Source organism: Dermabacter sp. HSID17554 (genome assembly GCF_003989295.1).
GTDB lineage: Bacteria > Actinomycetota > Actinomycetes > Actinomycetales > Dermabacteraceae > Dermabacter > Dermabacter vaginalis.
The window spans coordinates 316,637-329,796 of sequence record NZ_RBLW01000003.1; the positions used below are offsets into that span (position 1 = coordinate 316,637).

The following is a 13,160-nucleotide window of genomic DNA, read 5'->3' on the forward strand; positions in this document are numbered from 1 at the left end:
TCACTCCCCGCCCTGTTCCGGGCTAAAACCAGCCTCGCGCAAATCAATGCCAATGCGCACGAGCTCTTCACGCGTATAACGCTCGCCCACAAACGTCACGCTGAGGCTGCGCTCCTCATCCGTGTCATCCGGGTCATCATCAAGCGGCCCACCCTGCAGGCTCTCTTCGCGATGGAGCTCAACGATCGCGTATGAGCTTGCAAGATGCTCTACGCGGTCGCGGCCCCACTCAACGAGCGTGATCGACGTGTCAAGATCCGAATCGAGATCCAGATCTTCGATATCCCAGTCCTCGTCGAGCCGATACGCATCGACGTGCACAAGATCAGGGCCTTCTGCATTCGCGGGATGCACGCGCGCAATCACGAACGTCGGCGAAGCCACATTGCCGCGAACATCGAGGGCCCGCGCGAACCCTTGCGTGAATGTCGTCTTTCCGGCGCCGAGCGGCCCGTCCAGCACGAAGAGATCGCCGGCCTTCGCATGATGCGCGATCGCGCGTGCGGCACGCCTCGTATCTTCCGCGCCACTCGTGCGCACCGTGAACGACCGCGGCGCCGGGCGGTCACCCTGCACACTCCACGTTCGCTCGGCCGCGTCAGTCACGAGAGGCAACGCCACTCGAGGAACGCGCGAGGAGATAGACGTCAGGATCTCGTACGGAATCGTCCCCGCCTCACGCGCGAGATCCTCCGCAGTCCACACCCCCGGGTAACGCTGAGGGTCGCCGAAAATCACGACGCGGTCGCCGGGCGAGGCGTCAGTTTCGGGCCCGAGATCAAGAACGATCTGGTCCATCGAAATCGTGCCCACTTGAGGGACAAGCCGCGACGTCGAAGTCGTCTGCACGAGCACCTGGAGCCGGTTCGTGAGCCGTCGATCCAGGCCGTCGGCGTAGCCGATCGGCACGAGTGCGAGAGTCGTGGGCCGCTCGGTCACATAGCGAGCGCCATACCCCACGACCTGCCCCGCTTCGACGCGCTTCACAAGCGAGATACGCGACGTCAGTGACATCGCGGGGCGAAGATCCAGATCGGTCTCGACCGGCGAGTAGCCGTACAGCGTAATACCCGGGCGCACCATGTCGTAACGGAACTCCTCGCCCACGAGCGCCCCGGCACTTGCCGACAGGTGACGCAGCGGAATCGGGCCCGCGGAAGCTTCAAGACGCTCGCACATCGCGTCAAACCGCTCAGCCTGCTCTCGCACGCTCGCCTCACCCGGCACATCCGCGTTATACAGATGACTCATGGCACCCGCGAGGGACACGTGTGAGCTCTCGAGAATCGCCGCGCCAATCGCTTCGATCCGCTCGCTACGCGCGCCTTCGCGCCCCATTCCCGTATCGAGCGCGACATGCACGCGGGCGCGGCGCTCGATCGAACGCGCTGCATCGATCACTGCCTCAAGCTGCTCGAGGGAGCTCACCGCGAGGTCTACGCCAGCGCCGATCGCGTGCGGGAGAACTTCCTTGGCCGAAACCGGCTCATGCAGCCACGCGAGGATCGGCACCTCGAGCTCGGCACGTGCGAGGTCGAGGGCTGTCGCGGGGTGGGCAACGCCCAGCCAGGTCGCACCGCCGGCGATCGCCGCGCGTGCCGCCTCCACCATGCCGTGCCCGTAGCCGTCGGCCTTCACCACCGCCATGAGGGCGATGTACTCCGGGATCTCGCCGCGCAGCTGCGCGGCATTGTGCGCGATCGCCTTGAGCGAGACTTCCGCCCGGTTAGGGCTCATAAGAGGGTCGATATCCGGTGTCAGGTTCATGATTGGGGCTCCTCATCCCCGTGCGCCCGCCCACGGTTTCCGACGGTTTCCAGCACAACCATCGCGGTCGCGAGGTTGCCGTCGTGCGAAAGGGACAGGTGCGCGAATCGTACGTCCTGCGCAATCGCGGTCTCGAGCGCGGCGCCGCGAAGCACGAGATAGGGGCGACCGGTCTCCGTGCGGCGCACGATCGCGTCGTGCCACGAGAGGTCACCCGGATTCCCGAGCGCCTTACCAAGCGCCTCCTTGGCGGCGACGCGCGCAGCAAGAGAAGCAAGTTTCAGCTCTCGCTCCTCGGGCGCGAAAAGCCTCTCGCAAAGCCGCGGTTGCCGCTCGAGCCGGTCACCGAGACGCTCGATATCCACAATATCCACGCCGATTCCCGAAACTGCTTCACCCCCGAGGGGCACGAAGCTGTGCTCACGCGCATTCGAGGGGTTCGACATAGTCCCCATTGTAGGTCTGGGCGGTTCACCCTGCCCGAGGCCGTTACTCGACCGTGACCGACTTCGCGAGGTTTCGAGGCTGATCAACGTCGAGCCCCTTCGCCGTGGCAAGCTCACACGCGAAAATTTGCAGCGGGATGATCGTCAGCAGCGGCGCGAACAGGGTGCGCGTTTGCGGGTAACGGATCACCACATCGGCATAGGGCTCGACATCAGAATCGCCCTCTTCGGCAATCACAAGTGTGTGGGCGCCGCGGGCACGCACCTCCTGGATGTTCGAGACGACTTTCGCGTGAAGCGAGTCGCGGCCGCGCGGACTCGGTACAACGATGAACACCGGCTGCCCCTCTTCCACGAGGGCGATCGGTCCGTGCTTGAGTTCGCCCGCGGCAAAGCCTTCCGCGTGAATGTAGGCGATCTCCTTAAGTTTGAGGGCACCTTCAAGTGCGGTCGGGAAGCCCACGTGGCGGCCGAGGAACAGCACGCTCGTGGCATCGACCATGTCACGCGCGAGCTTTTCCACCTGACCGGAGTTGTCGAGGACGCTCTGGATCTTGGCGGGAATCTCCTCGAGGTCGCGCATGATGGCCTCGATTTCGTCCCCGTAAAGGTTGCCTCGCACCTGTGCGAGGAAAAGACCGAGCAGGTAGCACGCGGCGATTTGGCCAAGGTACGCCTTTGTGGAGGCCACGGCGATTTCCGGGCCCACGTGCAAGTAGATGGCGGCGTCGGATTCGCGAGGGATGGTGGCACCACGCGTGTTGCAGATCGCGACGACCTTCGCACCCTGCTCTTTCGCGTAGCGCACCGCCATGAGGGTATCCATCGTTTCACCCGATTGCGAGATGGCAACGACGAGCGTGCGCTCGTGCACGATCGGGTCGCGGTAGCGGAACTCGTGGGCCAGTTCCACTTCGACGGGGATGCGGCACCAGTGTTCGATCGCGTACTTGACGACCTCGCCGGCGTTGGCGGCAGTGCCGCACGCGACCACGATGATCTTGTCGATCGAACGCAAGTGCGAGGGGTCGATGTGCATTTCGTCGAGAACGATCTCATTGTTCTCGAGGCGCCCGAGGAGGGTATCGGAGATGGCCTTGGCCTGCTCGTGAATCTCCTTCGCCATGAAGGAGGGGTAGCCGGATTTTTGCGCGGAGGCCGCGTCCCACTCGATCGTGTACTGCTTCGGTTCGGGAACGGGCGTGCCGTCGAAGCCGATCACGTCGATGCTCTCGGCACTCACGGTCACAATCTGATCTTGGCCGATTTCAACCGCGCGCTTCGTGTGGTCCACGAATGCTGCGACATCGGAGCCGAGGAAGTTTTCCCCGTCACCAAGCCCCACAACGAGAGGGCTATTGCGCCTCGCCGCCACAATTGTTCCCGGGGTGTCCTTATGGATCGCGAGCAGCGTGAACGCCCCCTCGAGACGAGCGACACATGCGCGCATCGCTTCCGTGAGGTTCTCGGCGTTCTCGAATTCGCGTGCGAGCAAATGCGCCACAACCTCCGAGTCGGTATCCGACACGCACTCGTAGCCTGCCTCAGCGAGTTCCTTTTTGAGGGACGCGAAGTTTTCAATGATGCCGTTGTGCACGAGCGCGATCTCGCCGTTCTTCCCGCCGAGATGCGGGTGGGCGTTGACGTCACTCGGGCCTCCATGAGTCGCCCAGCGCGTATGCCCAATGGCCACACTCGAGATCGACGATTCCTGCTCCTCAAGCTTGTCGCGAAGGTTTTGAATCTTCCCCGAGGCTTTGAAGAGCTCGATTTCGCCATCGCCGCACCTCGCGAGGCCCGCCGAGTCGTAGCCCCGGTATTCGAGGCGGCTGAGTCCCCCGAGAACGACCTCACTCGGTCGCGACGACGTGCCCGCTGCGGCGGGTCCTGCATATCCCACAATTCCACACATGCCACTGAGAGTAACGCCCCACCCGAGAAAAAACGGTACTCCGCACTCGCGCGTCACCCTAAACTTAAAGAATGCTCGACCACTTGGACTCTGACGCCTCCTTTGCCCGCGGCCCGCATCAGGGCCGCGCGACACTCGATGACTCCCATCTCACTCCCTTCACGGAGATCAGTCGCGCAGATTGGGCAAGGCTCAGCGACCAAACGCCGCTTCCCATGACACCCGAGGAAGTCAAGGAGATCCGCGGTCAGGGCGACCCCCTCGACTACGCCGAGGTCAACGACATCTACCGGCCCATTTCACGACTCCTCAACCTTCAGGTCATGACCGCGCAACACCTGCGCAACCTCCGCCAGAGCTTCCTCCAAGAGCACTTCCGCCGCACCCCCTTTGTGATCGGGGTCGCCGGCTCAGTCGCGGTTGGCAAATCTACGACGGCGCGCCTCTTGCGTCTCCTCACAGCGCGCTGGCCTGAAACTCCGCGCGCCCAGCTCATCACGACCGACGGCTTCCTCTACCCCACCGCTGAGCTCAAGCGCCGCGGCATCCTCGAACGAAAAGGTTTCCCCGAAAGCTACGATCGCCGGGCACTCTTGCGATTCATCGCCGACGTCAAGAGCGGCAAGGACCGCGTCGAAGCGCCCGTCTACTCACATATTTCCTACGACCGCGTTCCAGGCGAGCGCATCATCGTGGAACGCCCCGATGTGCTCATCGTCGAGGGCCTCAACGTGCTCCAGCCGGCTCGCCCTCGCGCCGACGGCCGCCTCGGTGTTGCCGTCTCCGATTTTTTCGATTTCTCGGTCTACGTCGATGCTAAGGAAGACGACATCCGCCGCTGGTACATCGACCGCTTCCTGACACTGCGCAAAACCGCTTTCTCGAACCCCGAGTCGTATTTCCGCAACTACGCCGATCTCAGCGACACCGAAGCAATCGAGCGTGCCGGCCACGTGTGGGACACAATCAACGGCCCGAACCTCAAGGAAAACGTGCAGCCCACGCGTGGGCGTGCCGACCTCATCCTCCGCAAAGGGCCAAACCACCAGATCCACTCGGTGTTGTTGCGTCGCATCTAGAAGCCACCACCTGCCACCTCGCAAAGCTCCGAGCCTCGTGAGCAGTCCCCAGCCGCTCTCCCCTTCGAAGGCGCCAACCGGAACGATCCGCCTCCCCCGGTCCGCGCTTCTCCACCAAAAAATAAGGTCCGACGGCTGCTCAGCAACCATCGGACCCCAAACTATTGAGGACGTGAACTGCCCTCACACTCGAAGGATCAGCCCTCAAGCGCGAGACGCTCGCGCACGACCCCGGCAAGGCGCTCAGCGACGCTACGGGCGTGCTCGTCCTCGGCTGCTTCGACCATGACACGCACCACCGGTTCAGTGCCCGAGGGGCGAAGAAGCACGCGGCCGGTGTCGCCAAGTTCGGCCTCCGCTTCCTCAACGGCTTTCGTCACGACCGCGTCGATTTGCGCACGGTTCTTGTCGACACCGCTCACGTTGATGAGGGCCTGCGGCATGCGAGTCATGACGCTTGCGAGTTCGCGGGCGCTCTTTCCGGTCTCCTTCATCCGCTGAAGGAGGTGGAGAGCCGTGAGTTCACCGTCGCCCGTCGAGGCGTGCTCGAGAAGGATGACGTGTCCGGACTGTTCGCCGCCGATTGAGTAGCCGCCGAGCGTCATCTCTTCAAGGACGTAGCGGTCTCCAACGGAGGTCTGGCCGAGCTGGATACCATGCTCGCGCATCGCGAGCTTCAGGCCCAGGTTACTCATGACGGTCACGACGAGCGTGTCGTCGGCGAGCTTGCCCTTTTCCTTGAGGGCGAGAGCAAGGATCGCCATGATTTGATCGCCGTCAATCACCGATCCTTCCGCGTCAACGGCGAGGCAGCGGTCAGCATCGCCGTCGAACGCCACGCCGATGTCGGCGCCGTGTTCCACCACGGCGGCCTGGAGCTGTTCAAGGTGGGTCGAGCCGCAGCCTTCGTTGATTTGCCGGCCGTCGGTGCGATCGCCAAGAACGTGAATGCTCGCACCCGCACGCTCGAGAACCTTGGGTCCCGTTTCGAAGGACGCACCGTTGGCGCAGTCCACAACGACGCTCAGCCCTTCGAGGGAAACCTCGAGGGTCGACAGGAGGTGAGAGACGTAGGCATCGACCGCGTTCTCGTACGGGGCGATCGACCCCACCTCTGCACCAAGCGGGCGGGCCCATTCTTCGTGCAGGCGCGCCTCGATCGCATCCTCGACCTCGTCGGGGAGCTTCGTGCCGCCACGTGCAAAGAACTTGATGCCGTTGTCTGGGTGGGGGTTATGGCTCGCGGAAATCATGACGCCGAGATCGGCGCCCGAATCTTTCACAAGGTAGGCGAGGCCCGGGGTGGGAAGCACGCCGGCGTCAAGAACATCAACGCCCGCGGATGCAAGGCCCGCGCAAATTGCGGCGGAAATGAAGTCGCCCGAAGGGCGCGGATCATGCGCGACGACTGCACGAGGCTTCGCCTGGCGCTCCCCGCTATTGCGCGCTTCGAATGCGCCGAATTGCCCAAGAACATGGGCCGCTGCGACCGCCAATTCGACCGCGAGCTCCGCGGTGATGTCCTTGTTCGCGACTCCGCGAACGCCATCGGTTCCAAACAAACGTGCCATGTGGATTCTTCCTTCATCGGGGTGCACGAGGCGTGCAGGAAAACTCTTCGAGTGTAGCGGGGAGGCTTTAGGTGACCATGAACTGCACGAGCAGCAACTGCACAACGATACCGAGGGCATACACGGCGGCATACCCCGATGCCGTGCGCTCATCGTCACGGCCGAGGTTGAGGGCATGCTCGAGAACGACCGACTGCCCCACAAAGGCCGCAACGGCACCAGCCGCGCGCTCGAGACTTACTCCGAGCAGGGCACCGGCAATGGGAACGAGGGGAAGCATGAGCACGAGCGAGGCCGCAGCGACAAGTGCGACCTTGAGACCCGTAATGGTAAAAACGTTCTCGGCAAACGCGGGGCCCGACATTACGCCGACCGCTGCGAGAAATACGGAGAGGCCGAGCTGGCGGATCGTGAGGTTCACGGGCCGCGGAAGGGTCCACAGAATGGGGCCCGTGTGCTCCCACCGGCCAAGAATGAGCCCTACGACGAGGGGCCCCGCCGCGTTTCCGAGCGCGAACGATGCTCCCCCGCCAAGGGGAATCCCCACGAGACCGAGGAGAAGACCGAGCGAAATCCCGAGGCCGAGCGCGAGAAAATCCACGCTATTGATGCGCTTCTCGCTGTCGCCAAGGTACTCGGTGATGCGGCTAATCTCCTCGCGCGGAGCGACGACGCGTACGCGGTCGCCGAGCTCGAGGCGAGTCCAGGGCGAGGCAACCATATCTTCATCTCCCCGGCGCAGGCGTGTGACCATTGCGCCATAGCGCGAGGCGATCCGGGTTTCACGAAGGAGCCGGCCCTCAAGCCGCGGGTTCGAGACGAGGATGCGGCGGTAGTCCACGGCGCTGCGATCATCAAGGAGGCGGTGCTCGGCGCGCTCACCGATCACCTCGAGCGCCCTTTCGAGAGATTCGGGAAATCCCACGAGCACGACTTCGTCGTTTTCGTGGAGCACCGTATCCGTGCGCACGATGGTCATCATGCCGCGACGCAGGAGGTAGGAGGCGGAAACGGTCCCCTCGCGCACTCCGGGCACATCCATCAGCGCGATTGTGGAGGTCACGCGCACGCTCATGTCGCGGATCTGCGCGCCGCGCGGGCGGCCTGGATCCCTGCGGGCGGAGAATTTCGAGCGTATCCGGGGGCTCGCCATCATGAGCGACACGAGCACCATGGGGATAATGACGCCGAACGGGTACGCGATCGCGTAGCCGACGGCTGGAATCGTGGAGTTTCCGGAGGCCCTACTCGCAGCGGCGAGTGCGGGGGTCGAGGTGAGTGTGCCCGTGAATGTGCCAGCGGTGAGTTCCTTGCCAAGACCCGCGAAGGAACCAAGGGCACTCACGCCCAAGGCATAAATCGCATAAATTCCCACCACGGCCAGCATGAGCCGGTACTGCTTGCGCATGTCGCGGAAGAACCCGTTGCCGGCGCTGAGCCCGATCATGTACACAAACAGGGCAAGCCCGAATGTTTGATACGTGCCAAAACCTTCGCCAAGACGAGGGTCGAGCGCGCCTACAGCAAGTCCCACGAAGAGAGCACCAGCCGCACCAAATTGGACCGGGCCAAAACGCACGCGCCCGAGGAGGGTGCCGAGCGCCATCACAAGAAAGAGGGCGAGGAGCGGCTGCTCGGTGAGAATATCGAGAACGACCACGGTTACAACCTTAGGCCCTGACACCGTTAACGCTCGAAGGCGCCACCGATAAGGTGACGCCTTCGATGCAGTGCAAAGGGCTGAGAATCAGCGCTTCGAGAACTGCGGTGCCTTACGGGCCTTCTTGAGGCCGGCCTTCTTACGCTCGATGACGCGAGCATCGCGCGTGAGGAAGCCTGCCTTCTTGAGGGCCGGGCGGTTCGACTCGGAGTCGATCTCGTTGAGCGCACGCGACACGCCAAGGCGCAGCGCACCGGCCTGGCCCGAGGGGCCACCGCCGGAGATGCGGGCGATGACGTCGAAGCGGCCCTGGAGGTCCAGGAGCTTGAACGGATCGTTCACTTCCTGCTGGTGAAGCTTGTTCGGGAAGTACTCCTCGAGGGTGCGGCCGTTGACCGTCCACTCGCCGGTGCCGGGCACGAGGCGCACGCGGGCAACAGCCTGCTTGCGACGGCCGGTGCCGTAGCCGGGGGCGGAGATCGACGAGCCCTTACCTACGGGAGCTTCGTTGGTGGATTCGGTGGTGTAGTTCGAGGCTTCGCCTTCGAACTCCTCAACTTCGGGGGTGGTTTCTGCCACTTGATTTCCTCAGATCTCGTATCGGCGTAGCCGGGCGGGGCCCGTTACTGCGCCACCTGGTCGATGGTGAACGGGACCGGCTTCTGAGCCTGGTGCGGGTGCTCGGGACCCGCGTACACCTTGAGCTTCTTGAGCTGCTGGGTGGCAAGCTTGTTCTTCGGGAGCATGCCCTTGACAGCCTTCTCAATCGCGCGCTCGGGGTTCTTCTCGAGCAGCTCGGCGTACCGAGTCGAGCGCAGACCGCCCGGGTAACCCGAGTGGCGGTAAGCGAGCTTCTGCTCGAGCTTCTTGCCCGTGAGGGCAACCTTTTCAGCGTTGATGATGATGACGAAGTCGCCCGCATCCACGTGGGGTGCGAAGACCGGCTTGTGCTTGCCGCGCAGGAGCTGAGCGGCGTGGGAAGCGAGCCGGCCGAGGACGACATCAGTTGCGTCAATGACGTACCAGGAACGCTCGACGTCGTCGTGCTTCGGGGTGAACGTACGCACTCGTGCCTTCTTCTCTCGTTTAAGTGCTCCGCAACGCCCCTTTTCGGGCGTGCGAAAGCACGGTTCGAATGGACCGTGGACACGCTTCCTTTGGTTTAAAGCATGACCAAGAAATGCCGTGCTGAACCGTGAACCCGGGTTTAGGAGCGGGCGTAAGGCTCAGATGCGTGTGAGGAGCTCTTTCGCGCCGAGCGTGAGAAAGCGGCAGCGGCAGAGCGCGCATCTATGGCACAACAGCCCTCAACTCTAGTCCGGATCCTCGGCGAGGGCAACGGGCCGACGGCTGCCGCGCCCTTGTTTTCCCTCACATTTGAAGAGTGCAGACTCGCTTGGCCTCAGCAACCGCCGAACCATTCACCCGCGCGTGAATGGCACCCCGCGTTTGCCGCGCGTTTGGGTCGCGCGAGCGGCCCAAGCCGACTCCTCCGGATACTCGATGCCCTCGAGCGTGAGGCCCGCGGGAGAGAACATGGGCGCGCTTCCCGCTTCATCACGGCGCGGAATCGTCACGAGGGCTGCCATCCACTCGGCGTCGAGGCGATGCTCCCCCACGGCAACGCTCGCACCAACGATGGAGCGAACCATGTGGTGGCAGAAGGCGTCGGCCGTGACGGTGGCGACTACGAGCCCCTCGTCCTTGCCTGTGTGCGGACGCTCCCACGTGACCGCGTGAAGGGTGCGGATTGTCGTGGCATCCTCGCGGGGTTTGCAGAAGGAGAGAAAATCATGTTCGCCAACGAGCGCGCGCGCCGCGTTGTGCATCGCCTCTGCATCGAGAGCGCGCTTATGAAAGGCAACGTCGCGGCGCAAAGGGTCGCGGCGCGTGTAATCGTCGCAAATGCGGTAGCGGTAGGTGCGCGAAAGCGCACTGAAGCGCGCATCGAAATCCTCGCTCACAACGCATGCTCGGTGAACCGCGATGTCGCTCGGCAGGACAGCGGCGAGGCGCTGGATGATTGACTCCTCGCACGTGCGATCGCTGCGGCCCGGCATGCGTCGCCACTGCTCCTCGAGGATGTCCACGTGCACAACCTGGCCGCTCGCATGCACGCCCGCATCGGTGCGGCCCGCGACCGTGACGCGCACCTTCTCGCGCACGATCTTCGCGAGTCCCGCCTCAAGCTCCCCCTGCACGGTCCGAAGTGCCGGCTGGATTCCCCACCCCTTAAACGCGGTGCCATCGTAGGCGAGGTCGAGACGAACGCGAAGGCGTTTCTCGGGGGCAGGCGAGGGGTCTGGGGCCTTGGGCTCGGTGTTCACGCGAGAAGCCTAGCCCGAACCGCTAGGCTTGAGGGCGTGAAAATTCTCGTAGTGGGCACGGGCGCGCGCGAGCACGCCCTCGTGCGACGCCTCAGCAAAGACTCCTCTTCTCATGACCTCCATGCCGCTCCCGGCAACCCGGGTATGGCCGAGCACGCAACGCTTCACGACGTCCCTCTCGGCGATGGCCCGGCCCTCACGCGTCTCGCGTGCGACCTCGGAATCGAGCTCGTCGTGATCGGCCCGGAGGCGCCGCTCGTCGCGGGACTTGCCGACGAGATGCGCGCGGCCGGTCTCACGGTTTTCGGCCCCTCGAAGACCGCCGCGAAGCTCGAGGGCTCGAAGGATTTCGCGAAGCGCGTGATGAACGACGCGGGCATCCCCACGGCGCGCTCGATCACAGTGACGGATCCCGCCGCACTCGAGGCAGCGATGGATCAGCTCAATCCCGGCGGAAAAGTCCCCTACGTCGTCAAGGCCGATGGGCTCGCGGCAGGCAAGGGCGTTGTCGTGACCGCCTCGCGCGACGAAGCGCTTGAGCACGCTCGCGCATGCCTCACAAGCACCGCCGATGATGCCCGGGTGGTCCTCGAGGAGTTTCTTGATGGCCCCGAGCTCTCGGTGTTCTGCGTGAGCGATGGCGAGCGGGTCACCCCACTCGTTCCGGCCCAGGACTTCAAGCGCGCGTTCAAGGGCGACGAGGGCCCGAACACGGGTGGGATGGGCGCGTATTCCCCGCTTCCCTGGCTCGACGAAGCAGCCGCCATGCGAGCGAGCGTCGAAAAAATTGCCGAGCCGCTCGTGCGTGCAATGCGAGAGAGAGGCACCCCTTTTACAGGGCTTCTCTTTTGCGGCCTTGCCGCAACGCGGGATGGCCTCAAGGTCATCGAGTTCAACGTGCGCTTCGGCGATCCCGAGACCCTCGTGGTTCTCGAGCGACTCGAAAGCGACCTCGGCGCACTATTGCACGCCGCCGCAACGGGGAACCTCACGAAAGTGGCGACCCCCACGTGGCACGAGGAGAGCGCCGTCGCGGTGGTGCTCGCGAGCGAAGGCTATCCGCTCGCGGCGCACACGGGCCGCGAGATCACGGGTCTCGACTCGGTTGAACAGGAAGGCTGTGCGGTCATCCACGCGGGCACAAAACGGGATGCCGACGGCACCCTCCTCTCGAGCGGAGGCCGTGTACTGAGCGTCGTCGCCCGAGAAAACACCCTCGACAATGCGCGCGTTCGCGCGCAATCCGCTATCGCGCACGTGCTGCTTGACGGCTCCCACTACCGCACGGATATCGCCGAACGAGCGGCTCACGGCGAGATCGAAAGGACGGTACGACTATGAGCACGGACGAAAACGGGGCTCTCGTGGAGGCTCCCACTCTTGAGGGCTGGGATCACGCGCTGAGCGGCAAAGTGCGGGAACTCTATGTTCCCCATGGAAGCACTCTCGAGGACGCGAGCGAAGTCCTCGTCGTTGCAACCGACCGCATTAGCGCGTTCGATTACTCGCTCACCCCTGGGATCCCCGATAAGGGACGCATCCTCACGGCGATGTCTCTTTTGTGGTTCGAGCATCTCGCAGATGTCACAGAGAACCACGTCTTGAGCGCGAGCGACGTTCCCGACGCGGTGCGCGGGCGCGCCCTTCGATGCGAAGCGCTCGACATGGTGCCGCTTGAATGCGTTGTGCGCGGGTATCTCACGGGTTCGGGGCTCGCAGACTATCGCCGCGAGGGTGCGGTCGGCGGCCATACACTCCCCGCGGGGCTCGTTGACGGCTCCCGCCTGCCTTCCGCGATCTTCACCCCCTCAACGAAGGCTGAACAGGGCGAGCATGACGAGAACATCTCGGTTGGCGAAGCGCGAGAGAGGCTCGGTGCGAGCCTCGTGGAGGAACTCGAAGATCGCACGCTCGCCGTGTACCGCGCGGCGGAGAGCTTTGCCCGGGAGCGAGGCATCATCCTCGCCGATACAAAGCTTGAGTTCGGCCGTTCGCGACACACCAAAAACATCGTCTTGGGTGACGAAGTTCTCACTCCCGATTCGTCGCGATTTTGGGCCGCTGACCAGTACCAACCGGGCTCCACGCAGCCAAGCTTCGATAAGCAATTCGTGCGCGATTGGCTCGCAAACGAGAGCGGCTGGAGCAAGAATTCCCTGGTTGCGCCGCCCGCACTCCCCGCGAGCATCGTGGAGGCTACGCGCGCGAAATACATCGAAGCTTACGAGCGACTGTCAGGCACCACCTTCTAACCTCCCCAACCCCCTTCCAGACCCCGGCGCTACCATGTGGCCGACGCCACGGAACGGGCTCTAAGTCCCATACATAAATAGGCACCGCTCCTACCGTTTAACTACCAGCACACCTCACGAGCATGCGGCTTAGCCCCCGCCATGGA

At 63.8% G+C, this 13,160-nt stretch carries 11 protein-coding genes; 3 read left to right on the forward strand and 8 right to left on the reverse strand.

Features of this window, described 5'->3' with window-relative positions; genetic code table 11:
• The 3 genes from alr to glmS are packed head-to-tail and all read right to left on the reverse strand — an operon-like array spanning window position 1 to window position 4,125.
• The gene (gene alr / locus D8M36_RS10205) at window positions 1-1,767 is read right to left on the reverse strand and encodes an alanine racemase (RefSeq protein ID WP_126847818.1); all 1,767 of its coding nucleotides are present in this window, start codon (window positions 1,765-1,767) and stop codon (window positions 1-3) included.
• Window positions 1,764-2,213 carry a holo-ACP synthase gene (locus D8M36_RS07065; RefSeq protein ID WP_065247422.1) on the reverse strand — a complete coding sequence of 150 codons (450 nt, stop codon included), beginning with the start codon at window positions 2,211-2,213 and terminating at the stop codon, window positions 1,764-1,766. The genes alr and D8M36_RS07065 overlap by 4 nt, the downstream gene beginning before the upstream one ends.
• A gap of 43 nt (window positions 2,214-2,256) precedes the next feature.
• Window positions 2,257-4,125 carry a glutamine--fructose-6-phosphate transaminase (isomerizing) gene (gene glmS, locus D8M36_RS07070; protein ID WP_126847819.1) on the reverse strand — a complete coding sequence of 623 codons (1,869 nt, stop codon included), beginning with the start codon at window positions 4,123-4,125 and terminating at the stop codon, window positions 2,257-2,259.
• A 71-nt stretch (window positions 4,126-4,196) separates the two neighbouring features.
• Here glmS and coaA point away from each other — a divergent pair, with 71 nt between their 5' ends.
• Entirely contained in the window at window positions 4,197-5,204 is a 1,008-nt protein-coding gene (coaA, locus tag D8M36_RS07075; protein ID WP_126847821.1) for a type I pantothenate kinase, read from the forward strand.
• A gap of 197 nt (window positions 5,205-5,401) precedes the next feature.
• On the opposite strand, the gene glmM is transcribed toward coaA, so the two are convergent.
• The 5 genes from glmM to truA all read right to left on the reverse strand — a co-directional run bounded on the left by glmM (window position 5,402) and on the right by truA (window position 10,762).
• Entirely contained in the window at window positions 5,402-6,775 is a 1,374-nt protein-coding gene (glmM, locus tag D8M36_RS07080; protein ID WP_126847823.1) for a phosphoglucosamine mutase, read from the reverse strand.
• A gap of 67 nt (window positions 6,776-6,842) precedes the next feature.
• Complete coding sequence (locus D8M36_RS07085) at window positions 6,843-8,435, reverse strand: aspartate:alanine exchanger family transporter (RefSeq protein ID WP_238638415.1); 1,593 nt, start codon at window positions 8,433-8,435, stop codon at window positions 6,843-6,845.
• A gap of 87 nt (window positions 8,436-8,522) precedes the next feature.
• A complete protein-coding gene (gene rpsI, locus D8M36_RS07090; protein WP_065247418.1) occupies window positions 8,523-9,014 on the reverse strand; it encodes a 30S ribosomal protein S9 in 492 nt (163 codons plus the stop codon).
• A gap of 44 nt (window positions 9,015-9,058) precedes the next feature.
• Window positions 9,059-9,502 carry a 50S ribosomal protein L13 gene (gene rplM / locus D8M36_RS07095; protein WP_126847825.1) on the reverse strand — a complete coding sequence of 148 codons (444 nt, stop codon included), beginning with the start codon at window positions 9,500-9,502 and terminating at the stop codon, window positions 9,059-9,061.
• A gap of 354 nt (window positions 9,503-9,856) precedes the next feature.
• Window positions 9,857-10,762 (reverse strand): tRNA pseudouridine(38-40) synthase TruA, encoded by a 906-nt coding sequence (gene truA / locus D8M36_RS07100; RefSeq protein ID WP_126847827.1) that lies wholly within the window; start codon window positions 10,760-10,762, stop codon window positions 9,857-9,859.
• Window positions 10,763-10,798: 36 nt separating this feature from the next.
• Between truA and purD the strand changes: the two genes are divergently transcribed.
• Window positions 10,799-12,103, forward strand: coding sequence for a phosphoribosylamine--glycine ligase (purD, locus tag D8M36_RS07105; protein WP_126847829.1), 1,305 nt, complete (start codon window positions 10,799-10,801; stop codon window positions 12,101-12,103).
• Window positions 12,100-13,014, forward strand: a complete 915-nt coding sequence (locus D8M36_RS07110; protein ID WP_126847831.1) for a phosphoribosylaminoimidazolesuccinocarboxamide synthase — start codon at window positions 12,100-12,102, stop codon at window positions 13,012-13,014. The genes purD and D8M36_RS07110 overlap by 4 nt, the downstream gene beginning before the upstream one ends.
• Window positions 13,015-13,160: the final 146 nt, after the last annotated feature.

Excerpts from the sequence above, each read along its gene's own strand:
- D8M36_RS07110 (WP_126847831.1), top strand. The coding sequence starts at position 12,100 with ATGAGCACGGACGAAAACGGGGCTCTCGTGGAGGCTCCCACTCTTGAG.
- coaA (WP_126847821.1), top strand. The coding sequence starts at position 4,197 with ATGCTCGACCACTTGGACTCTGACGCCTCCTTTGCCCGCGGCCCGCAT.
- glmS (WP_126847819.1), bottom strand. The coding sequence starts at position 4,125 with ATGTGTGGAATTGTGGGATATGCAGGACCCGCCGCAGCGGGCACGTCG.
- glmM (WP_126847823.1), bottom strand. The coding sequence starts at position 6,775 with ATGGCACGTTTGTTTGGAACCGATGGCGTTCGCGGAGTCGCGAACAAG.
- alr (WP_126847818.1), bottom strand. The coding sequence starts at position 1,767 with ATGAACCTGACACCGGATATCGACCCTCTTATGAGCCCTAACCGGGCG.
- D8M36_RS07065 (WP_065247422.1), bottom strand. The coding sequence starts at position 2,213 with ATGTCGAACCCCTCGAATGCGCGTGAGCACAGCTTCGTGCCCCTCGGG.